The sequence below is a fragment of the Rhizobium changzhiense genome, assembly GCF_013087625.1.
Lineage (GTDB): Bacteria > Pseudomonadota > Alphaproteobacteria > Rhizobiales > Rhizobiaceae > Rhizobium > Rhizobium sophorae.
Window position 1 is genome coordinate 699,335 of the sequence record NZ_JABFCQ010000003.1, and the last position, 20,468, is coordinate 719,802.

The window sequence follows — 20,468 nt, forward strand, 5'->3', positions numbered from 1 at the left end:
GCGGCTGGCCTGCTTCGGCCCGAAATCGCTGACTTTTTTCGATATGTCGATATGGAAGATGGCTATCCATTTAGTGGCACAGGCAATCTTCAGAAGTTGTTCCAGGCCTTGTCGCGCTGCGAACACAGATCAATGTTGTCGCCGTTTTTGACAATGACGCCGACGGTGTCGCAACCCTGTGCGAAGACGGCGCAGCTTTACCTTCGTGAGAGCTATCGGGTTTGTCGTCTACCTGACCTCCCTGAGTTCGTTACTCGGGGACCGACAGGCGACGTCGGGTCCGACATAAACGGGCGAGCGGCTGCGATAGAATGCTATCTCGAACTTGCGCGTTTGAATCGGCCAGCGCTTGTAGAATGGGGCGGTTTTAATCGCGATGCCGGCCAATAGCGCACATATCGACGCCGCTTGGTATGAGAAGCGGGTTCTGGGGTCGCCAGTCCGACTTAGGTCCGTCTTCCCCTCGGCTCGATCCAGCTTAGATTTTCCTGATCCTTGTTAAAAGGACACCAGGGAGGTTTTAGCAATGTTGCCGTCTCCAGTCAGAACCTCCCTGGTGAAGCTTTTGTCGAGAGGTGAAGGCGACACCTAGTGGAGCACCATCGCCCCACGGTCGGTCATCATGGGCGAGCGTCCACTCCTTTTGTTCGTCGATGGAAAGCCGATCACAGATCAGGCGGCGCGCACAACGTGTGAGCGGAACATCGGTTACGCTGTGTTGGCGTCGCTGGATGCATTAAGTCCCCTTTAAGCTGATCGCACGTTCGCCCTTGAGATCGCAGGACGTTCAAGGGGGCGATGTCAGGAGAAGCCCCAAATGGATGAGCCTCCTCGGCCGCGATGGCATCCGCCTAGGGACGTTCTAGGCCAAACGCTTTAAAAACGCTTCCCCTCGCCGAGCAAACCCCGCCCGAGCGTAGCCGGTTTGAGCACAGGTCGACGGCCGGCACCCTCAAGCAGTGCTTGTACAAATCGATTATGGCCGCGCGGGCAAGAGGCCGCGAGATTACGAAACCTTGGAGGCTGTCTCACCCAAGGGCAACTAAAGCATCGCTCTGTTCGTCCGTTTCCACCCCTTCAGCCGTGGTCTTAAGACCTTTCGCTCGGGCCATACTAGTCATCGATCCGAAGTCGTCGATGGCGATCCGCACCCCCGCATTTCGGAGCATAGCAATGTTCCGATCGTGCTGGTCAGTGCCAGGCAGTGCAAGTGTCCAGTAATTGGGCTCTTCCCCGAAGACAGTCGAGACCTGCACGACGGTGAGCTTCCCGTCGAAGTGCTTTGATGAACGCGCCCAGTAATAGACTTCCGGTACCAAACTTATGCGGCTAATGTCGGTGTCCAGAAGCGGCTCGTCGTCGTCGAAATTGCCGTTGCTAACGGCATCGTATGAGTTAAGGCTACTGCCTCCACCGCGGGTTCCGTATGCGGTCAACTGCACCACACGGCCTTAGCTCTTTGACGCTCAGCTCCTGCTCTCGTGGAGCAAGGATTGGCGGGATCGTGTTAGCCATCCGCACGGCCGCGGCAGGAGCGGCACGTATAAGGCACAAAAAACAGATCGGATGGCGCGGACATCAGCCGCTTGGAGCGTGTGTGGTCGTCGATCCTCAGAAGTAATAGCCGTCGAGTACGCCAAGTAGAGCGCCTCCTATCAGGGAAAATATCAGCGGCAAGATGATGAACAGGAACATGACGAGGAGCATAAAGCGCATCAGGCACCCAGCCGCTGCTGCCCTTGGAGGTGGCGCTTCCGGAATAGGATAGGTTGACCTTCGAGTGATACGACCGGCGCGGGAGAGGGCTCGAAGCATCTCCAGCATTTTTACCGTGTGGATGTCGCCGGCTGAGGCGCCGTCGGTCTCCGCCTCAGGGCGGGCAGACCTCCGTCGCTCTTTCCGGCCCCATGGCCCGGGACTCGTATCCAGCGGTGGTGGTTCCGCGCGGGGCGCTGCTTTGGGAAAAGGGACCGGCGGACGTGGGCGAACAGGAGGGGGGACCGACGGTGCGGCCGGACTCAGCGCATCGCCAAACTTTGCGCCGCATTGCGGACATGCGGGTGCATCTAACCAATGACCCGGCTTGTGGTTCGTACAGTAGAAGCGGACTTCTGCCTCATGGCAGGCCTCGCACTCGCCGGAAGTCGCTGTGGAGGTGCCGCAGTTTGGGCAACGCAAGATGACGCCCGTCATGCTTGAGGCTCCTGGCCCGGGTGATTGTCGATGCTGTCGGCCGCCGGCTGAGGATAATAGGCACGGATCATTTCGGCGGGAATGTGCAACCGATACACGCTCGGCAGGGCTCCTTCGACATATCGCGCCATAGTTGGAACCCGCTCGTAGGGCCCGAATGCCTCGCGGCTCAACCGACGCGAAAGGGCGACGGTCGTGAGCAGCGGATTAGCCCGATAGGCGGGGAAGCTCGCATACCTTTCTTCCACGTGATCATGGCCGCGTACCATATGTGTGACGGGCCGTCCGAGACCGGCACTCAAAGAGCAGAAAGCAGCGAAGTCCTCGTAGCCGAACTGGCTCCCGCGGGAGAAGCGGTTTGGCAGCTTCCTGCGGGCTTTCGGATGGGCCCTTGTCCATACAAAATCAGACAGGGACATCGGGTTGTTCCAATCCCCCGATTCAGCGAGGCCGGGATGCAAGTCAACCAGCGGAAAGCCTCCGTGGGCGGCAAGCAATCCGTCGGGAAAGAAGAGTGCGCGCGGAGCGTTCGTAAACAGGCGCACGGCAAGCTTACCGGCCCGCTCGATCCATTCGTGGGTGAGGTTAGCGTTGAGGAAGTCGGCAAAGTCCGATGGCGTCACGCTCGAGGAAAATCGTACGCCATCGTAAGACAGTGCTTCGTCGTGATTGCCGGCGATGGCGCACACGCGGTCGGGCGCGTCTACGATCAGTTCAAATACGCGGAGAAGGATTTCGAGGCTAAAACCCTCGTCATCGAAGAGATCGCCAAGAAACAGGATCCGAGGTGGACCTTCTCCGGGCTGCAGGTCCGGCTGCCGCATTGCCGCAAGTGCAGCCTCGAGCGCCAGAAGATCACCATGCAAGTCGCCGATGATCCACAGCGGGATTTCGCCATCGAAGTCAGAAATCTTGATGACTTTGTCGGTGGGATCGGCGCGGAATTTGTCGAACAACATGCCAGGCCCATCGGCAAGGTCAAGCAGACCCTCCATTCTTTCAACCGTCGACCGAATTTCGGAGCGGATGGAGGACGGGCTGGCCCGGTTGAGGACAGCGTTCCAATCAAGGTCATTCACCTCGACGATTTCTAATGGAGCAAAGGCCGCCACCTTCGAAAGATCCTGGTCAGACGGCAGGCTTTCCGACCTGGACGCAGGCTCTCCATCCAACGGCGCAGCAGCCGCCGGTGGAGGTTCGGGGCCTGCAGCTGGAACAGCTGCGGCAACCGCGCCGAGGGAACTGGAGGGACCCGGCGCCCCTGGTTCATCTTTGGGCACATCGGTCATCACCGGATGAGCCTCTGCGATCGCCGGCTGCTCGCAGGGAGGATCGGACTCGGGCACTTCACGTCCGCCGGCCGAGGTCATTTGTTGAGCGCCCGCACCGTAAGGGGCATCTTGGCGATGCCTTTGGCCTGGCGGCCGACCGCAATTCGATCACCTTGCCTGAGCGGACGGGGAGCTGTCAGCGTCAGGCCGTTCACGAGTGTTTCGTTGGTCGCACCCGCCACGGGAGATACCACCCATTGCCGTGCAGGATTTCGTTCCAGGACACATTGGCGATTATCCCAGAACTCGCTTTCCGGCCCGAACTGCCGCAACAGGGGTTTTCCAAGTTCCGTCATCACCCCGATATGAAGCGAGCGTCCGTCCGCACCAAGCAATTCGATCCTCTCGGAGATGATCAGCTCTGCCGAAGCGGGAGGAGTGATGCCTTTTGTTGTCGATGCAGGAGCTTTCTGTCCGGAGACGGCAGAGCCTGCGCCGCGTCCACTCAAAGCAGCCCGAACTTCCGCAGCCGTCGGTCTCGCAGCGGGATCTGGAGACAGGCATCGGTGGAGGACGGAACTGACATCGGCATTGCTCGCAGGTGCCGGCATCAACCCGGCAAGTGCCGGAGGTTTGGCGGCATAGCTTTGCACAAGCTTTGCATAATCAGCCTGGTCCTCGGTCCAGTACGGATGATGGCCGGCGAGAAGTTCGTAAAGCATCAGGCCGCAGGTGAAAATATCCGAAGCCAGCCCCGGAATAGCTCCGCGCGTCATATGTTCGGGGGATCGATAGTTGTCAGTGCCAACATAACCCTGATGCCCGTGCCAGGGCGCGCGGCGGTCAGCCAACAAGGAGAAGTCCATATCGATCAGCTTAAGCTGGTAGCCAGAGCTGATCGACGGATCAGTGATCAAATATGCGTTCGCCGGCTTGAGATCTGCGTGGACGACCTTGGATTCGTGCAGTGCCGCGATACCGGTCATGAACACCTTGGACCATGTGAGGTGACGTGCCCAAACCGTGGCATCACTAGTCGCGGCCTGCTTGGTGCGACGATGCTGCTCCCGCTCCTCATCGAGCATATGCTGCAAGTCGGCACCATTCTCGACGAACTCGAATGCCTGAAAGTAGCAAGGCCCGCCCCAGATCTCTTCGAATGCGTCGACCTGGCGCACCGCAAATTGACCAGCCCGGCCATTCCGGACGCGTGCTCCGAGCTCGTTCTGATAAGCAATGAAATCCCTATACCAGACAACTGTCGGAGCAGGGGACTTATATTGCTTGAGAAAAACCTTCTCACCCGTAGAAGTCTCAGCTCCATAGGAAATAGCCATCATTCCCGGTCCGAAGACTTTCGTGACGCGATACTGCCGGATGCGGTCGCCGATTTTCAGTTTCTTGGCCATGGCTTTCGGGACAGTCGGGCTAAAGCGCCACGGTCGCTGCCGACCGGGATACGCTGGCGGCCAACTGCTTCAAGGTGTTACGGAAGTTAACCGGGTCGGAGGTAAATTTCTGGAGCGCCTCCTGCGGGTTCAGCCCTGCGTATTCCACCACCTCCCATTCCGACTTGTCGATCTGGCTCAGTCTATCGTAGCCCTCGAAATTCGGGGCAAAGAGGCTGAGAATAATTCGATTGGCCATGACAAGGTTAGCCACGTCCTGCAACGAGCCGCCCTTTGCCTCGGCAATGCTCATGGTCTCCTTGAATGAAGCATCGGTGAAGACGATGACAACACGCGCCGCATCGCTTCTATAGCGCCATTTCGCCGGATCCTCCGTCTGCGAACCCTTCGGCACAGCCTCCATAGAGGCGACTTTATAAAGAGCATCGAGAAGCGACTCCGGCTCGTCCCCGCCGCCGTTTGCCTGTAGCGTGCCAAGCTGCGCCTTGAGCGCACTGGCATCGCGCACGAAGTCATTGTCGACGATCCATGGCAGGCCTTCGGCTTGGGCGGCCTCAATGTCACGGTAGCCGACAACCTTGCCGCGCCAATCTTTGACAGGGGCGGCGTTGTTCGGGTCGCCGTGGCTTAAGGAGTCAATAAAGGCCTCGATATTTCGCCGCAGCGCGTCGATGCAGGGGTCCATGCTGCCGCTAACATCGACGAGGAAGACAATATCGGCCACGCCTTTGGTTTTTGGACGCTCCTGCAGGGTCTGGCTGTCGGCTGATAATGACGGCGCGCTGTCTACCGACGCTTCTACCGCCGGCTCATCCGGTGTGGACGAGATCGGCCCGGTTGAGGTTGGTGTCGCGGCGGGAGCTGGGCTCCCCGGGGTAGGAGGCGTCTGTTGGTCCGGTTGCTCCGTATCACTCATCAGTCAGCTCCAATAGTTTGGTGTTACGCGGCAGATCTGCCAGCGCCGTAACGACAACACGGCCGCGACATGAAAGTTCCTACTGTCGTCGGATCGGAGAACAACCGGTCTCGGGCGGGACGCCTTGATCATTCCTTCGCCCCCTGTTTTGCCTCGACGAAGTCCAGCATACGGGGCTGAAGATTAATCTCGTAGGGATCATCATGAGCCGGCCGACGCTCCCCGCCGACGGCGGCCCGCGCAGTTATCCTGCGCTATGAGTCGGTCAATGTAACCCATGCCGCAGCCACCGTTGCGCTTGGGGCGGCGCTCGCATTGTTTCAGTGCCGCCAATAGCTAGATAGTGCACGGCGGCCGCGGGCACGCCTCGATGAGAATCCCGTCACACAGGAGTCGGAACGTGCCGTGTCCGCCGGACGGCACCGATATAGGCGCCAGTTCGCCAGCTTACGGCGTCTGGGCGCCGGTTGCTGCGACGTAGACCGAATAGAGTGAGCGGGTCGCGGCGTGAAGAGGTGGTTGCATTTGGGCCCGCCGAAGGGTGAGGTTTGCAACGGTCTGGGCAGCCGCCGTCAGGATCAGCCCGGATGTCCGCATGCATGGCCGTCGTCGGATCGCCATCCTATTTCGCGAAGCGCAAAATCCTGCAAACCCTCGCGATCTCGGTGAGCATCGGGGCGTAAGCTATCGGCAGACCACCGGCGGAGGGCTTTATGCCTGGGAGCTCGAACTCGACGGGGAAGAACTCCAGGTCAGGGAGAACGGCCCTTTGATCATTAACGACGGCGAAATGTTGGAGGCCGCTGCCTTGGACGGCTTGGCGCTCGCCTATACGTTCGAAAGCCAGGTCCACAGTGCATAAATGATGGCCAGCTGATCCGCGTTCTTGACGACCGGTGTCAGCCGTTCTCCGGCTATCATCTCTATTACCTGAGCCGACGCCAGCATACGGCTGCGTTCGCGCTGCTCGTCGAGGCGCTCCGATTCAAAAGCTAGCGCTCCGCCAGGCTATTCCAGCGCTCGAATGCGCATGAACGAGTCAACACCCATTTTGAACACCAATGCGGCGGCTGCGTTACGACATCAACTAACAATGTTGGTAACGACGGACCGCTTGGGTCGTGCAAAAATGTCCAAGATTTGATCAGATTTTCCCATTGTCTTGCGCCGAAGCGCTTCGCACGGATGCCAAATGATAAAGCGCACTGCTGAAGAGATTGAAAGTCGGCGGGCACGGCGCGCCGAGCGCCGCCAAAAACAGCGCGATGCTAATATTGCTCGCGCCGCTAAAATGCATATAGCCCGTCTGGCGAGCGATCCGCTGACTGTGATCACCTCCGATGACAATGTCGCCAGGCGGGTCCATATTGGATGTTCCGGGTGGTATTACTGGCACTGGAAGGGCTATTTTTACCCGACCGACGCTCCCTCCAATCAATTGTTTTCGATCTACCAGCACAATTTCAAGACCGTCGAACTCAATGCCCCATTTTATTCCTGGCCGACGGTGGCAACTGTCAAGACATGGAAACGTCAGGCCGAGCCGAGCTTCGTCTATACGATCAAGGTGTGCGAGCTCATCACGCATATCAAACGCTTCGAAGATACCCACACCCTCATTGAAGATTTCGGATACGTCGCAGACGTTCTTGGAATGCAGATGGGATGTTTTCTGTTTCAGCTTCCACCGAGCGTCCGCTACTCCACAGACATGTTGCAAATGATCTTGTCGCAGCTGGATCCCCGTCGCAGGAACGTCGTCGAATTCCGTCACAAGAGCTGGTGGAATGAGGATGTTTATAGTGCGTTTAAAGCTGCAGGCGCGATCTTCTGTTCATGCAGCGGTCCCCGGTTGCCGGATGAGCTTGTTCGGACAGCCGACGACATCTACATCCGGTTCCATGGGATCAAACAATGGTACCGCCATGACTACAGCGATGCCGAATTGACGGTGTGGGTGGAGCGAATCAAGCTGTCTGGCGCTAAGACCGTGTGGGCCTATTTCAACAACGATCGCGATGGCTATTCGATCAAGAACGCCAAGCGGCTTTTACAGCTGATCGACGCATCGGCCTGATGGCCCCTCTGAAGATTGCTACTTGTTAAGTGATGACAGTCGCGCAAATGCCACGTCATCGCTGTCATGCTGCCGCCCTCAACGAAATCCAGCCGGGACACCGACTTCGCTTAGGTTGAAATGGCGAGAAATTTTGGAGCGCCATCGCCGCAGGTCGGGCATTGCGCAGTGCAGCCTCAGCGTGGCGCTGACCAGGCGGCGTTCCAGCGATGGCCTGTATGAAACCGAGGAGCTGCTGCGAGGGCGGAATTAAACCGCCGAGCAGCCACCAGATCGGTTGGACTGATGCTTAAATCGTTAAATGCGCTTCAAGATCAGGGCCTCCCCGCGGGACATGGGTTCAAAGACGCTGGACTTGCGTGGCTCGGATCACGATTTCCTCCTGATCGAAACGAGCCTCAAGCTGTGTTCGGTATGCCGCCCACCAGGTTCGGTCGAGACTTTCAGTCATGACTTCGGCAACAACGATGAGAGGCGGACCACGCCTCTCCACTACGAGGAACACACTGGCGCGGCCGACGTTCCTGGAGTTCTGAGCATGCTGGATTCCGCCGTCAGAAGATCCGGATCGTTCTGTGAACCACTGTCAACGACATCGAGATGCTAAAATTTGTGAGGCCACTGCGGCGGTAGGCAAATACGAGAACTTTACATGAGCACGATGGACCATCATGATCTCTTTGGTGCAGTCGAACCGTCCCTGCCGGACGGATTTCGCTATTCGCCGGATGTGGTCTCCGACGATCTGCAGCAGTCCATCCTGGAAGAGATGCTACAGCTGCCGTTCAAGGCTTTCGATTTCCACGGATTCGAAGGCAAACGCAGGACGGTATCCTACGGCTGGAAATACGACTTCGATACACAGCGTGTCCGAAAGAGCGAAGATATTCCGGTATTTCTTTTGCCGCTTCGCAAAATCGTATCTGCATTTGCTGGCATCGACCCCGATCGGTTGGAACAGATTTTGGTAACCGAATATAGTCCCGGAGCTCCGATCGGCTGGCACAGGGATAAATTCGTCTTCGGTCGGGTCGTCGGAGTCTCGCTGCTATCTGCATGCACTTTCCGGCTAAGACGGCGCCAGGGCAGCAAGTGGCAGCGTAGCTCGATCACGCTCGAACCGCGATCGGCCTATGTGATGGCGGGCGAAGCCAGAACCCTGTGGGAGCATTCCATCCCGCCAGTCGCCGAGCTGCGTTATTCGATAACTTTCCGTGAACTGAGCCCAGTAACCTGAGGGGGCGTCGCTCATTGTCGCCCAACCTGTTGTCCGCCCATTGTTCCCGGGAATCTTGATCGCTTCAGCCGATACAAAAGCGCCGGAAATCCATCCGCGTTCGGTGTGAAACCAACGGAATGGCGCTGATCAGGGTTGTCCTCGACAGCATCGCGTGGATGTCAACGGCATCGCGAATGATGTGAGCGGAGAATGGAACCATCGTCGTTACCCGAGGTTGGCAATGACGTCCAACATTCGAGTAATCCCGGTCGGGGCCAATAGGATGAGAATGGAATGATGACCACCGCATTTGAAGACGAAGTAAAAGACTGCTTGGTCATCGGGGGCGGTCCGGCTGGCCTCACCGCGGCGATTTATCTGGCGCGCTACCATCTTTCGGTAACGGTCTTCCACGATAACTCCAGCCGGGCTTCTAGCATCCCTATGTCGCACAACCACGCGGGGTTCCCGGGCGGCATCAGCGGCACTGAGCTGCTGGCGAGAATGAACGCCCAGGCTCAGCTCTACGGGGCAGCCATTCGATGCCGCAAGATCACGACCCTGCATAAAGTCGACAACCTGTTCGTGGCAGAATTCGAGAACGGCAGCATCCGCTCTCGGGCCGTACTCCTGGCAACCGGAGTCGTCAACCGACGGCCTGCGATGCCACAGGCAACCCATGATGAAGCCGTGGCTCGTGGCCTTCTGCGCTACTGTCCCGTCTGTGACGGTTTTGAGGTAACGGACAAGCCCGTCGGTGTAGTCGGAACTGGAACGAAGGGGTTCAAGGAGGCCGTTTTCCTTCGAAGTTATACGAAGGATCTCACGCTGATATCGCCCGAGGACATACATGATCTCTCCGAAATCGAGACGTCGTCCTTGACCCAACTCGGAATAAGAGTGGAGGCCGGCCCTGTAATCTCGACCGATCTGGACAAAGATATGATCCGCGTCGCAACGCCAACCGAAACCTATTCGTTCGCTTCCATATATCCGGCTCTCGGATCCGATATATGTTCGGAACTGGCATCACAAGTTGGCGCCAGGCTATCGGAAGAAGGGTGTGTTACCGTCGATGGTCACCAGAGGACCACAGTGCCAGGATTTTACGCCGCAGGAGACGTGGTCGCCGGTCTTGACCAGATCAGCCACGCCATGGGGCAGGCAGGGGTTGCTGCTACGACTATCCGCAACGACCTTGGCGAGCAATCAGCGCTGGCGCGTTGTTAACCTTCGGAAACATCAGTAAACTGGCGCATTGAAAGTAAACGCGCGGAGATTTAGCCATTGGTGTAGCCTCCTGCTGCAGATGGCTCCCTGCGCGTAGCCGGGGATGTCCGCCTCGTTGCTTGTATTGGCGGTCGCTTGGCGGAAGCGGTCAAAAACCTGCTCGCGGTCAATCCCGCAAGTGCTGCAATCCCAAGAACGCCAGCGGCTGCTTGCGGCCGAATTCTTCAGCCATCGCCGCGATTTCGCCGATGTCTTTGTCTTTCATCTGCGTGGCGAAGCCCTGGACGCTTCGTCCGATCTGCTTGGCATAGCGTCCGACCTCCGGTTGGTCGGATGCTTCCAGTTCAGCGCCCAGCTTCTCAAGCGCCGTTGCCACGCCGCCAACCTGGCGGGCAGCGAAGTTCGCTTGATCGGAAACCACCTCTTTGACCTTCTCGACTGCGGTATCGGCGCCTTCTTTTATGGTGTCCTTGGCGGCGGTCACGTCATCAGCCAACCTCTCCTTCAATCCCTCGAGTGACGCGGCAGGTTGCGGTGACGACGTCGCATCCCCAGATTGCATTGATGTTTCGGATGACGGCCGTGGCCTGCCATCGATTTCTGTGAAGTCGTTTGACACTGAAGCCTCCCATGACTGAACGAACGGCTACTGCCGGACCCGCGAACTTCGAGTGGCCGGCCTTGTTCCCACCTCCGCCTCCCCGGAGCGATTTTCACCTCACCGTAGTCGCCCACGCATTGCTGGTTTTGTTTGATGAATGCGCGGGATTTCGCTTTTGGGGTCGTTGTCGAGATCTTCGTGAGGCCGTTTCCGATCGGCTTCACTTTCGAAAGCGGTTGCGTCGGTCGCCGGCGCTCCTGACATGGCAAGATAGGCGCCACTCAACATCACAAAGATGCCAATCACATCCAGTGCGGTGATCTGCTCGGCGAAGACTGCTGCGCCAAGGGCGACGGCGATCACCGGTGACACAAAGGCATAGCTGCCAGCGCGAGAGGCGCCAATATCCCTCAGCAGGCGCATGAAGGTCGTGTAGCCGATCAGCGAGCCGAAGATCACAAGGAAGAACCAGCCGAGCCAGGCGACTGTGCCCCAGTCGCCGGAGAGGGCGGAAACTGCCCCCGGTTCGAAAGCCACGGCTGCAATCAGCAGCGCGATGCCTCCGACCAAGGTTGTCACACCTGAAACGAACAAGGCCGGATAGGTTCGTAGAAGTGGACGGGCCAGCACCGAGCCGTAGCCATAGGTGAAGGCTGCTGATGCGACCGCCAATCCGCCCCATAGGCTCGCGCCTGGGAAGGCTTCAGCAGCGGGCAGACTTACATAGGCGGAGGCCGGCCAGAACAGGACGACCAGTCCACAGACCCCCAGAGCGATCGCAAGGATGCGACGGCCATCCAGCGTCTCTTCGTTGAGGAGGAGAGCGAACACCAGGAGTGCGATGGGGGTGAGCGACATTTCCAGAACGGCGGCAGTCCCGGAATCGATATATTGCATTCCCCAGAACAGCGGGCCGTAGCAGAGCGTGATCATCAGGATGCTGACGACCACGAAGCGAATGCCATCTTGAACCTTGAACCTCGCAGTCTCGCCTTTGGCCAGCGTATAGAGAAGAAGCAGAATACCGGCAGCGGTGAAACGCGTGCCGGCAAACAGGAGAGGCGGAACGGCCTCGATGCCCGCCTTCGTTCCGATCCAGGTGCTCCCCCAGATCATGCATAGCATTAGAAAGCGCAGCTGATTTTTGTTGACGCCGGTGAGCATGAGCGATCCGATCATTGTAACGAGTAAAATTTATTTATCTCGTTACAACCCGCTCTTGTTCAAATCGTTCCGCAGAACGATATTCAAGTCATGGACACGCAAAAAACGATCTATGACATCAGCCTTCTTGGCGGTCATCCGGCCCTCGACTTCGTCAACACGGTCGATAGTCGCGGTGAACGTTGGGGGCCGGATTTCCTGAAAAGCTACGATGACCTCGTGGCCTGGGCCCGTCGTCTCGATGTGATTGCCGAGAAGGATCGCGACGCCTTGCTGGCCAAGGCTAATAGATCGGGGTCCGACGCTGAAAAAGAACTCGGCCACGCAAAGGACCTGCGGGAGGCGCTTTGCCGACTGTTCCTGTCCGAGTTTGATGACAGCCAAGTTAGTCCGAATGATCTCAAGCTTGTTGCCGACATGGCCAGACGTGGCCTATCGCAACAAACATTGGGTCAGGTTGGAGGCATCATCGAGTGGCGTCGCTCGGACGCCAAAGACTTGGATGCGATCAGCAATCGTATCGCCGTGTTGGCGGCCGAGTTGCTGACGTCGCGAGACGAACGCCGTCCTGTGCGCGCGTGCCAAGGTCGAAATTGCGGCTGGCTTTTCCTGGACCAGTCTCGTGGCGGTCACAGGCGATGGTGCTCGGACAAAACCTGCGGATCAAATGCAAGAGTGCGGAGGTTTCGGGCCGTCGGAGCCGCCTGAAGTTCGGTTGCCTTACCAATTTGGGAAGGCGCCGGCTTGGGACTAGAGATGTCTTGGTCGCTGAAGGCCCGCACTGCCACTCGGTGGTCACCAAGGGCATAGCGGGCCTCCGTCCAAGGTCCTCTCACGGAGAATAGCACGAACCGCGTGTCGAATATTGGTCGTGTGCAAGGGAAACTGCGTCGTTGCCTACTGCGCGCTCTCGCCTCCGGCGCATTGCGTTCACCAATCGGTTCGCGACTTTCTAAGGGTGACAGCACTACTTTGATGCAACTGTCCTTCTCGTCCGGGACGTCTCTCCGTCTTCCAGCGTCACGATGTGTGATCAGGAGAAGCTCGGGCCGATCTCACTTTCCTCGATGCGGCGCCGGCGGTTCAGCACTATCGGTTTACGTGCGTTTGACCCGTCGGGATCGTGAGGGCGTTGTTTCATGGCGGCGCCGAACGCGATCTCGTCAAGAAAGCCCCCATGGATCGCCAGACACCGAAACGATGCCGAGGCCAGGACGCCATGCGACGAGACTGACAATGTAACTTCGCCAATTCAGGGTTCGGATCGTGTCGTCGGCAGAGCGTGGGGCGCGGCATAAGAATCAGCGATCCGAGTGGAACGGAACAGATAAGGCGAAGTTCACTCATCAGAGGAGAACCCCAATGTCCATTAATGATCGTCCAGGTTTTACGGACGCCGAACTGCTTGAAAATATGCCGGCTCTTAGATCTTTCGCCAAACGCTTCAATCATTCGTCGAGCGACATCGATGATCTTGTTCAGGAAACGCTTGCCAAGGCGATCGCGCATTCCGGGAATTATCAGCGCGGCACTCAGCTGCGCTCCTGGCTGTTTACCATCATGCGCAATACATTCTGCACCAAATTCAAAATATCCAAACGAGAACAGGTCGGTGGGATCGAAGATTCCGCCGCTTGGGCGTCGTCGCCGCCCTCGCAGATCTGGGAATTGCGCGGCCGCGAGCTAGAGGTTGCGATATCTTCCTTGCCCACTAACCATCGAACCGCCATCGTCCTGGTATTTGTTCAGGGTGTCAGCTACGAGGACGCGGCAGATCGGTGCGGCGTTCCGATCGGGACAATCAAGAGCCGGGTCAACCGGGCTCGCTCTCATCTGACAAAGGCCCTCGACAGCGAATGATCTAGTGGTATTCGGCGGGCCTCTGGCCGAACAAAGCTTCCGCGATCTTTCCCAATTCGGTCGGCTTTTCGCAAAGCGCAAAGCCTGTGAACCTCGTCGGAATTACCGAGGGGTTGAAGGCTGTGGCGAAGACAAATGGGATATCGCGGCGCTCAAGCTCGTCAGCGACCGGAAATACGAAATCGCCTTCCAGGTGAACATCCAGGATTGCTGCGTCGATCTCCTCATTCTCGACGAGATCCAAAGCGGCGGTCACACCAGCGACCGGACCGATAACTGTGGCGCCAGCTTTCTCAAGCTTCCGGCGTGTCTCATCCGCCAAAAAATATTCGTCTTCGACGATCAGTACGCGCTTTCCTGCAAAGAGCTCGATGGCCAAATTGTCCAAATCCTCGCTCCTCTGCCCCATTGTGACGGGCTGGTATATCGATGGTATAGGCGACGAGTGGTAGCAGGCATGGCGGGGTTATGAAACTAGACGCAATCATTCAACTGTCTTGATTGAACCGGGCGGACCGCATCCACGCGATCTACCACCAACCTAACCCGGGTTGCCCTGCCGCGAGCACGGCCGGTACTCATCTACTATCGCCAGCTGAGGCTGTGGACTGTCCGCTTGCGATTCCGCTTCGGCTTTCTGCCATCGTCCATCCGGCGCGCCCTCCGTTTCAATTGGCGTAAGCTAGCCGCCGGGCTCCCGATCGGTTGCCATCGTACGTTTCCTTGATCGGGTTTGAACCAACCAACATGCCGCAGCGACGAATGTTCCCGGCGTTTCCAAAGAGGGCTGGAACATTGGAAGAGCCGTGAGGTTGGCTCTTTGAAAACCAGGAGAATGGCGATGAATGGAACTGAGTGGGCGATGCTTTTCGGGACGCTGACGCTCATGTGCTGGATGGGAGCGGGTCTTGTTGCCGTGATACTCGATACCAAATATGAAGCCCGGCATGAAGAAACACGGAAGGGCTCCGAAGTCGTCAAGCTCGGGCTGACTGTGCTTGGCCTCGTTTCAGCCTTCGCAATGGCCGCGGCAATAGTATTGTTATGACAATGGCGCTACGTTGATGAAAATACCCAGCGTCCGGATCACCCCCACCGTCATTTCAATGTCAGGCCGCGGATTCGCGTCAAATGCATACGAAGGTCCGGCAGGATCTTTGCAGCCGTCCGCTTGAGTTGGCCATCCGGCCCCTGCTTTGAATAGCTCTCGAAGAGGTTCACTGCTTCTTCATGTGCGGTCACTTGAGTGGAAAGATAGGCCTGATCGAGATTGGCGGCGTCGCTTTGCCGGAGGGCGGCCAGCTTCGCAGTATACTCTGCGTCAAGAGCGGCGGGCAGTTCGATGCCGTCCTGTTTCGCGGCATTGTTTAGGACAGGCCCGGCCTTGCCGTGATCCCTGATCATGTCGTGCGCGAACTGTTTGGCGTCGTCAGCCTTTCCGCTCGCAATCTCGATCTTCGCGGCTTCGATCTCGAACATGTTCGACATGGCGGCCTTTGCCGCGAAGTCGGTGGCGTGCTGCTTGGCAGCGTCGTCTGCTGCCATGGCGGAAAATGCAGTCAAGCAGACTAGAAGGGGGGCGAGAACGAGTTTCATCGAGGTCTCCATCAGAGGAATTGCCGTCTCCAACCTCAGCGCGCCGCAAATGTTCCGGAGATTTTTGCGCAATCGGGCTGCCCTTCGGCGAAAAGTTTGGAACTTCCGCAACGTGCCCGGGTTGGTGCGGTCCACCCCTAGGGAGTTTTTATAATGACGAATTCGAACCACCACTCGCAGCGCCAGCCCGAACAAGTAACCGAGAACGCGACGGACGCGCGACAGGGGCAATACGGCAAGCCCGTGCTTGCGGTGCTCGTCAGCGCACTCCTGCTGGCGATGGTTGCCTGGGGCGCGGCTGAGATCTGGGGAGAAAGCATCGACACCGATACGAAACCCACGGCATCGACGGTCCCCGATCCAATCAACAACCAGCCCCATGGCGCCGGAACGTTCGACAACAACCCGGCTGGCGGCGGCAGCCAGCCGCCCGAAGCGACCGATCGTGATCCTACGCCTCAAGGCAATGGCGGCGGTCCGACCATGGTCACGACGCCCAGCGGTACCGAGAAGATCCGTTAGTGCTAAGCGCCAAGCCAACGCATCGCGGCGGATTAGAGAGTGGTCGCGGTCACTCGACACGACCAGGGCGAATGCGGTGGCGCGAATAACGACCGGCGAGCGCACGATCGTGCGCAAGGTTTGGCCACATCCTGTCTGGTGCAAGGACGTGCGGCCGGGTTTCCACCTCGCAGTTGCTCCGATCGAGACTGACGAGGCTAAAGACCGCGCCAATGACATCGGCGCACGCGCGCAACGGGCGGGAAAGCCCGTATCGGAAGGAGAACGGCATGGACAAGGTGATCGAAGTAGATTTCAAGGTGACTTGGTTGGCACCGGTTTTTGTGAGGATAGGCAACGGCTACCGGGAGCGGGTGGATGGACCAGAAGCCGCGCTCGAGGCGCTTGCCCATCGCTGGCCCGAATCCCAAAGCGAGATCTACGGCGAAGCAAAGCTTCGCTGTCTTAAGGCGCTCGTTCAGCATGGTAGTGCAGAGACTGCGCGAAGCCGCTTCATCGACGCCGCCATTGCAGCAGGCGTCTTTGCTTGAGCAACGTCACGCACAGTGCCGCGATGCTTGGATGCTCGGCGGCATTCGGTTCGCTGAAAGCGGTCAGGCCTTTAAACCCCCTTCGCGCGTCGATAAGCCGTTTCAGGTCCGTCGGCCTTCCCATATTGGCGACACCGGCAAGCACCGGGTGGGCTGCAAGCTCAGTGGCATGGACCGCGCTGGCGAGGACGAATGGAACACCCAACGCTTTCAACTGAAGAGCGACGGGCGTGACTTTCTCGCCAACGAGATTGAAATCCAGGACCGCTGCGTGGGGACGCTCCTCGCTGACCAGATCAAGAGCATGATCGACCGATGCAGCCGGCCCCAACACCCTGAACCCTCCGTCGATCAAGGCCGCCGTGAGCTCCATTGCAATCAGCACCTCGTCTTCTACCACCAGGACGCATCGTCTGCCTTCAACATCGATTTCCGCAGGATCGTCCATTTGTCCTCACAACGGGATTTTGATCGTGGCGGCCAAACCATTCGGATCGTATTTTAGTTCCGCCTTTCCGCCGAGATGAGCGGATGTCCCCTCGATTAGGTCGGTGCCATAGCCGCGCCGCTTAGGCGGGGTGACAGGTAACCCGTTCTTTTCCTGCCACTCGCAGATAAGATATGTCCGGCCCCTCGGACCAGTCTCGAGTGCCCACGTAACGTGGATCTGCCCATCAGGAACGGACAAGGCGCCGTACTTCACGGCGTTGGTGCCGAGCTCATGGAATATCATGCCGAACGCAAGAACCTTGGAACTGGCAAGGGTCACCGCAGGGCCATCGCAATGAAGACGGTCCAGGCCGGGCTCACCGACCGATTGCCGCAGCAGTACTTCAAAATCAATAGTCTGGTCGGTAGTTGCGATTTCCTGCGCACGAAGCGTGACCTCAAACCGTCCGAGGAAGATGTCGCGATACTCGGCGGCAGTACGATCCTCGGTTTGCGTCTGCATGGCGATATAGCGCATCACCGCAAGCAGGTTCTTCAGGCGGTGGCGTGTCTCCGCAACGACGAAATCTCTCTCCGCGTCCTGGCGCCGGCTCTCGGTGACGTCATTGAAGAGAATGAGGATGTTGCTGCTGTTATTGTCGGGATGGATGAGACGGCGCGCATCGACAAGAAACGTCCGCTGCCCGATTGCAGGAAAGTCATGTGTCACTTCAAAGCCGATAACGGCGGCGGCTTTTGGGATCACCGACGCGATCAGTTGGTGGAGCTCGGCTATTTCCCATTGACCGTTGCCGAGAGCAAAAAAGCTTTGGCCCAGGATGTCATCCCGTTCGACCTCGAAAGTTCGGGCGAACGCGTTGTTGGTATTGGTCACGCAGAGATTGTGGTCCAGTACAACAATCGGCTGGGTCATCGTGTCGACGATGCCCTGAGCCTGCACGTGTCCGCTTTTCAGCAAGCGGTAAAGGTCTTCCAGGATCATCTAGGCCCTGCTCCCACGGCAGAAAGTTGCACGTCTTGCGCTCGTTTTCGCGTGTTCGACAAAAGAAACTAGCGTGAGAGCCTTGTCGGTCCAGAGCCTGGGCCACTCGATCGGAAAGACGGCGCCGCCGCTCACTCTGCCGAAAAGTTTGGAACATCGCCGGGCGTGCGAAGTTCGAGCCGGTCAACAAGGAGATTTTCGATGTCCGAGAACGAAACCCGAGAAATTTTTATCACTGGCCTTAAGAATGCCCACGCCATGGAAAACCAGGCGCTTTCGATCATGAAACCTCAGCTCTCGCGTATTGAGAACTATCCGGAGATTGCAGCAAAGCTCGACCAACATATTCGAGAGACCGAGGGCCAGATCGTCCGTATCAAAGAGGTGCTCGACAGTCTGAACGAAGACCACTCGTCGCTTAAGGACATGGCACTTTCCCTGACGGGGTCGATGGCCGCGATGGGCCATACCATGGCCGGAGACGAAATCCTGAAGAACGCGTTCGCGAACTTCGCCTTCGAGAATTTCGAAATGGCGGCTTATAAGTCGCTGCTGACCATCGCCGAAGCCGGCGGCTATGGAGCGGCCAGCGCTGCTCTCCAGGCAAACCTTGCCGAAGAGAAGGCGATGGCACAGTGGCTTGATGAAAACATTGTCTCCGTGACAACCAAGTTCCTTTCACTTCGCGAAGCCGGCGAAAAAGCCAAGGTCTGAGGGAACAACGGTGGTCCCGCGTGGTTACACACCTGCGGATCGGCCCGGCGCCCCTTGGCGTCGGACTGTCTGGCAGTATCGCTGATCGGCCTCTCTTCCTTGGCCGGAAAGAGACGGCGCTCCGGCAACGGAGCGCCGGTTAATTTCGGAGAGGAAACAATCAAAACTACTCGGGAGTTTACCCCCGCAAGCCCATGCCACAGGAGGAATAACCATGGCGACTAGCACCACGAAAACCCTTGATGACCTTTTCCTGGATACACTCAAGGACATCTATTTCGCAGAAAAGCAGATCCTGAAGGCGCTGCCGAAAATGGCCCGCGCCGCCCAGTCTGAGGAAGGCAAGGCAGGTTTCCTGCAGCACCGCGACGAAACTCAGGCGCAGATCGAACGCCTGGATCAGGTATTCGAGCTTTTAGGCAAGCCGGCACGAGGCAAGACCTGCGAGGCAATTCAGGGCATCATCGCCGAGGGTGAAGAGATCATGGAAGAGTTCAAGGGGTCGCCGGCACTTGATGCCGGTCTCATCTCTTCGGCTCAGGCAGTCGAACACTACGAGATCGCCCGCTACGGCACTCTCATCGCTTGGGCAAACCAGCTCGGCCTCAAGGATGCTGTTCCGCTGCTTCAGGCAAACCTTGCCGAAGAAGTAGCGACGGACAAGAAGTTGACCCAGCTTGCGCAGGCGTCTGCAAACGCCAAGGGCAAGAGGGCGGCCTAGCCGGCTAAACGATCATGCAGAAAAGGCCGTCATCGTTGGCGGCCTTTTCCTATAGTCTGCGGCTGTGATCAGATCATGATTTCCCCGCCGGTCACCGGGATGATTGCTCCGGTCATGTAGCTGCCGAGATCCGAAGCGAGAAGCACGTAGGCGCCGGCAAGCTCCGCAGGCTGTCCAGCCCGCCCGATCAGGGTATTTCCTCCGAACGTCGCAGCTTTTTTGGCCGGCATCGTCGAAGGGATGAGCGGCGTCCAGATGGGGCCGGGCGCGACCGCATTGACGCGAATGCCTCGTTCACCGAGCATCTCGGCAAGTCCCGCCGTAAAGTTGGAAATAGCGCCTTTCGTCGAGGCGTAAGCTAGCAGCTCGGGTGACGGCTGGCGCGACTGGATGGACGTGGTGTTGATGATGGCACTGCCGCGCGCCATATGTGGGATTGCCGCCTTTGCGAGAAAGAACGGTGCGTAGATGTTTGTGCGAAAGGTCTCGTCCCACTCTTCGGCATCGATATCGGCGATGTCGGCATAAGTGCGCTGAAAGGCGGCATTGTTTACCAAAATGTCGATACCGCCCAACTCAACGACGGTGCGCTGCACGAGCATCTTGCAGTGATCCTCCGACTTGATGTCGCCGGGGATGACAACGGCTTTGCGGCCTGCCTGCTTTACCCATTTTGCGGTGTCGTTGGCGTCCTCGTCCTCGCTTAAATACGAGATGACCACATCGGCGCCCTCTCGAGCAAAGGCGATTGCCACAGCTTTGCCAATGCCCGAATCCGCGCCCGTAATCAGAGCAGCCTTGCCTTCGAGCTTTCCGCTTCCCCTGTAGGATTTCTCACCATGGTCGGGCACAGGCTGCATAGCCGCTGTTTGGCCCGGCGGCTCCTGTTGTTGCGCAGGATAGGGTGGCGTCGGGCGGCGCGTGTCGTCGGTCATCGTCATGATCTCCTTGATGGTTGTGAAAGGCAAACATCCCGAAGCGGTAAGGGTTCCCGGCGGCAACCGTTCTTTCAG

Annotated in this window: 21 protein-coding genes and 2 pseudogenes; 11 read left to right on the forward strand and 12 right to left on the reverse strand. The window is 58.1% G+C overall.

What is annotated here, in order from left to right:
- Nucleotides 1–1,028: 1,028 nt before the first annotated feature.
- From G9X68_RS31980 to G9X68_RS31985, 5 genes and pseudogenes are all read right to left on the reverse strand, one after another.
- A complete protein-coding gene (locus G9X68_RS31980; protein ID WP_244956226.1) occupies nt 1,029–1,445 on the reverse strand; it encodes a hypothetical protein in 417 nt (138 codons plus the stop codon).
- A gap of 744 nt (nt 1,446–2,189) precedes the next feature.
- Entirely contained in the window at nt 2,190–3,563 is a 1,374-nt protein-coding gene (locus G9X68_RS18355; protein ID WP_171603583.1) for a metallophosphoesterase, read from the reverse strand.
- Nucleotides 3,560–4,873 (reverse strand): protein kinase domain-containing protein, encoded by a 1,314-nt coding sequence (locus tag G9X68_RS18360; protein ID WP_171603584.1) that lies wholly within the window; start codon nt 4,871–4,873, stop codon nt 3,560–3,562. Before G9X68_RS18360 ends, G9X68_RS18355 begins: the two co-directional genes overlap by 4 nt.
- 19 nt (nt 4,874–4,892) lie before the next feature.
- Nucleotides 4,893–5,789 (reverse strand): vWA domain-containing protein, encoded by an 897-nt coding sequence (locus G9X68_RS18365; RefSeq protein ID WP_171603585.1) that lies wholly within the window; start codon nt 5,787–5,789, stop codon nt 4,893–4,895.
- 447 nt (nt 5,790–6,236) lie between these two features.
- Nucleotides 6,237–6,353, reverse strand: a pseudogene (locus tag G9X68_RS31985) (SMP-30/gluconolactonase/LRE family protein); the annotation flags it as partial.
- 31 nt (nt 6,354–6,384) lie between these two features.
- On the opposite strand from G9X68_RS31985, the gene G9X68_RS31990 reads away from it, so the two are divergent.
- The 4 genes from G9X68_RS31990 to G9X68_RS18385 all read left to right on the forward strand — a co-directional run bounded on the left by G9X68_RS31990 (nt 6,385) and on the right by G9X68_RS18385 (nt 10,315).
- Nucleotides 6,385–6,651 (forward strand): type 2 periplasmic-binding domain-containing protein, encoded by a 267-nt coding sequence (locus G9X68_RS31990; protein ID WP_244956192.1) that lies wholly within the window; start codon nt 6,385–6,387, stop codon nt 6,649–6,651.
- A 330-nt stretch (nt 6,652–6,981) separates the two neighbouring features.
- On the forward strand, nt 6,982–7,866 hold the full coding sequence (locus G9X68_RS18375; RefSeq protein WP_171603586.1) for a DUF72 domain-containing protein: 885 nt from the start codon (nt 6,982–6,984) through the stop codon (nt 7,864–7,866).
- Between the two features lie 652 nt (nt 7,867–8,518).
- Complete coding sequence (locus G9X68_RS18380; protein WP_171603587.1) at nt 8,519–9,103, forward strand: alpha-ketoglutarate-dependent dioxygenase AlkB; 585 nt, start codon at nt 8,519–8,521, stop codon at nt 9,101–9,103.
- 279 nt (nt 9,104–9,382) lie between these two features.
- Nucleotides 9,383–10,315 (forward strand): NAD(P)/FAD-dependent oxidoreductase, encoded by a 933-nt coding sequence (locus tag G9X68_RS18385; RefSeq protein ID WP_171603924.1) that lies wholly within the window; start codon nt 9,383–9,385, stop codon nt 10,313–10,315.
- Nucleotides 10,316–10,365: 50 nt separating this feature from the next.
- On the opposite strand, the pseudogene G9X68_RS18390 reads toward G9X68_RS18385, so the two are convergent.
- Nucleotides 10,366–10,934, reverse strand: a pseudogene (locus G9X68_RS18390) (nutrient deprivation-induced protein).
- A gap of 99 nt (nt 10,935–11,033) precedes the next feature.
- On the reverse strand, nt 11,034–12,080 hold the full coding sequence (locus G9X68_RS18395) for a DMT family transporter (protein ID WP_171603588.1): 1,047 nt from the start codon (nt 12,078–12,080) through the stop codon (nt 11,034–11,036).
- A gap of 90 nt (nt 12,081–12,170) precedes the next feature.
- Between G9X68_RS18395 and G9X68_RS18400 the strand changes: the two genes are divergently transcribed.
- Nucleotides 12,171–12,788: a CGNR zinc finger domain-containing protein gene (locus tag G9X68_RS18400; protein ID WP_171603589.1), complete on the forward strand. Its 618-nt coding sequence runs from the start codon at nt 12,171–12,173 to the stop codon at nt 12,786–12,788.
- Between the two features lie 654 nt (nt 12,789–13,442).
- On the forward strand, nt 13,443–13,940 hold the full coding sequence (locus G9X68_RS18405) for a sigma-70 family RNA polymerase sigma factor (protein WP_171603590.1): 498 nt from the start codon (nt 13,443–13,445) through the stop codon (nt 13,938–13,940).
- Between the two features lies 1 nt (nt 13,941).
- Here G9X68_RS18405 and G9X68_RS18410 read toward each other — a convergent pair whose 3' ends face one another.
- A complete protein-coding gene (locus G9X68_RS18410; protein ID WP_244956193.1) occupies nt 13,942–14,328 on the reverse strand; it encodes a response regulator in 387 nt (128 codons plus the stop codon).
- 453 nt (nt 14,329–14,781) lie between these two features.
- On the opposite strand from G9X68_RS18410, the gene G9X68_RS18415 reads away from it, so the two are divergent.
- The gene (locus tag G9X68_RS18415) at nt 14,782–14,988 is read left to right on the forward strand and encodes a hypothetical protein (protein ID WP_171603592.1); all 207 of its coding nucleotides are present in this window, start codon (nt 14,782–14,784) and stop codon (nt 14,986–14,988) included.
- Nucleotides 14,989–15,038: 50 nt separating this feature from the next.
- On the opposite strand, the gene G9X68_RS18420 is transcribed toward G9X68_RS18415, so the two are convergent.
- A complete protein-coding gene (locus G9X68_RS18420) occupies nt 15,039–15,536 on the reverse strand; it encodes a DUF4142 domain-containing protein (protein WP_171603593.1) in 498 nt (165 codons plus the stop codon).
- A gap of 153 nt (nt 15,537–15,689) precedes the next feature.
- Between G9X68_RS18420 and G9X68_RS18425 the strand changes: the two genes are divergently transcribed.
- Nucleotides 15,690–16,058, forward strand: coding sequence for a hypothetical protein (locus G9X68_RS18425; RefSeq protein ID WP_171603594.1), 369 nt, complete (start codon nt 15,690–15,692; stop codon nt 16,056–16,058).
- 269 nt (nt 16,059–16,327) lie between these two features.
- Complete coding sequence (locus tag G9X68_RS18430; RefSeq protein ID WP_171603595.1) at nt 16,328–16,588, forward strand: DUF982 domain-containing protein; 261 nt, start codon at nt 16,328–16,330, stop codon at nt 16,586–16,588.
- On the opposite strand, the gene G9X68_RS18435 is transcribed toward G9X68_RS18430, so the two are convergent.
- Together G9X68_RS18435 and G9X68_RS18440 are read right to left on the reverse strand one after the other, a co-directional pair.
- Nucleotides 16,551–17,036, reverse strand: a complete 486-nt coding sequence (locus G9X68_RS18435; RefSeq protein ID WP_342355351.1) for a response regulator — start codon at nt 17,034–17,036, stop codon at nt 16,551–16,553. The genes G9X68_RS18430 and G9X68_RS18435 overlap by 38 nt on opposite strands.
- A 6-nt stretch (nt 17,037–17,042) precedes the next feature.
- Nucleotides 17,043–18,020: a PAS domain-containing protein gene (locus tag G9X68_RS18440; protein WP_171603596.1), complete on the reverse strand. Its 978-nt coding sequence runs from the start codon at nt 18,018–18,020 to the stop codon at nt 17,043–17,045.
- Between the two features lie 201 nt (nt 18,021–18,221).
- Here G9X68_RS18440 and G9X68_RS18445 point away from each other — a divergent pair, with 201 nt between their 5' ends.
- Both G9X68_RS18445 and G9X68_RS18450 read left to right on the forward strand, forming a co-directional pair.
- Complete coding sequence (locus G9X68_RS18445; RefSeq protein ID WP_171375787.1) at nt 18,222–18,734, forward strand: ferritin-like domain-containing protein; 513 nt, start codon at nt 18,222–18,224, stop codon at nt 18,732–18,734.
- Between the two features lie 214 nt (nt 18,735–18,948).
- A complete protein-coding gene (locus G9X68_RS18450; RefSeq protein ID WP_128461526.1) occupies nt 18,949–19,455 on the forward strand; it encodes a YciE/YciF ferroxidase family protein in 507 nt (168 codons plus the stop codon).
- 68 nt (nt 19,456–19,523) lie between these two features.
- Here the strand turns inward: G9X68_RS18450 and G9X68_RS18455 are convergent, their stop codons facing one another.
- A complete protein-coding gene (locus G9X68_RS18455; RefSeq protein ID WP_280526511.1) occupies nt 19,524–20,390 on the reverse strand; it encodes an SDR family oxidoreductase in 867 nt (288 codons plus the stop codon).
- Between the last annotated feature and the right edge of the window lie 78 nt (nt 20,391–20,468).

Bases quoted from the DNA above. Each gene is read 5' to 3' on its own strand.
- G9X68_RS18355 (WP_171603583.1), bottom strand. From the start codon at position 3,563: ATGACCTCGGCCGGCGGACGTGAAGTGCCCGAGTCCGATCCTCCCTGC.
- G9X68_RS18360 (WP_171603584.1), bottom strand. From the start codon at position 4,873: ATGGCCAAGAAACTGAAAATCGGCGACCGCATCCGGCAGTATCGCGTC.
- G9X68_RS18365 (WP_171603585.1), bottom strand. From the start codon at position 5,789: ATGAGTGATACGGAGCAACCGGACCAACAGACGCCTCCTACCCCGGGG.
- G9X68_RS31990 (WP_244956192.1), top strand. From the start codon at position 6,385: ATGCATGGCCGTCGTCGGATCGCCATCCTATTTCGCGAAGCGCAAAAT.
- G9X68_RS18375 (WP_171603586.1), top strand. From the start codon at position 6,982: ATGATAAAGCGCACTGCTGAAGAGATTGAAAGTCGGCGGGCACGGCGC.
- G9X68_RS18380 (WP_171603587.1), top strand. From the start codon at position 8,519: ATGAGCACGATGGACCATCATGATCTCTTTGGTGCAGTCGAACCGTCC.
- G9X68_RS18385 (WP_171603924.1), top strand. From the start codon at position 9,383: ATGACCACCGCATTTGAAGACGAAGTAAAAGACTGCTTGGTCATCGGG.
- G9X68_RS18395 (WP_171603588.1), bottom strand. From the start codon at position 12,080: ATGCTCACCGGCGTCAACAAAAATCAGCTGCGCTTTCTAATGCTATGC.
- G9X68_RS18400 (WP_171603589.1), top strand. From the start codon at position 12,171: ATGGACACGCAAAAAACGATCTATGACATCAGCCTTCTTGGCGGTCAT.
- G9X68_RS18405 (WP_171603590.1), top strand. From the start codon at position 13,443: ATGTCCATTAATGATCGTCCAGGTTTTACGGACGCCGAACTGCTTGAA.
- G9X68_RS18415 (WP_171603592.1), top strand. From the start codon at position 14,782: ATGAATGGAACTGAGTGGGCGATGCTTTTCGGGACGCTGACGCTCATG.
- G9X68_RS18420 (WP_171603593.1), bottom strand. From the start codon at position 15,536: ATGAAACTCGTTCTCGCCCCCCTTCTAGTCTGCTTGACTGCATTTTCC.
- G9X68_RS18425 (WP_171603594.1), top strand. From the start codon at position 15,690: ATGACGAATTCGAACCACCACTCGCAGCGCCAGCCCGAACAAGTAACC.
- G9X68_RS18430 (WP_171603595.1), top strand. From the start codon at position 16,328: ATGGACAAGGTGATCGAAGTAGATTTCAAGGTGACTTGGTTGGCACCG.
- G9X68_RS18435 (WP_342355351.1), bottom strand. From the start codon at position 17,036: ATGGACGATCCTGCGGAAATCGATGTTGAAGGCAGACGATGCGTCCTG.
- G9X68_RS18440 (WP_171603596.1), bottom strand. From the start codon at position 18,020: ATGATCCTGGAAGACCTTTACCGCTTGCTGAAAAGCGGACACGTGCAG.
- G9X68_RS18445 (WP_171375787.1), top strand. From the start codon at position 18,222: ATGTCCGAGAACGAAACCCGAGAAATTTTTATCACTGGCCTTAAGAAT.
- G9X68_RS18450 (WP_128461526.1), top strand. From the start codon at position 18,949: ATGGCGACTAGCACCACGAAAACCCTTGATGACCTTTTCCTGGATACA.
- G9X68_RS18455 (WP_280526511.1), bottom strand. From the start codon at position 20,390: ATGACCGACGACACGCGCCGCCCGACGCCACCCTATCCTGCGCAACAA.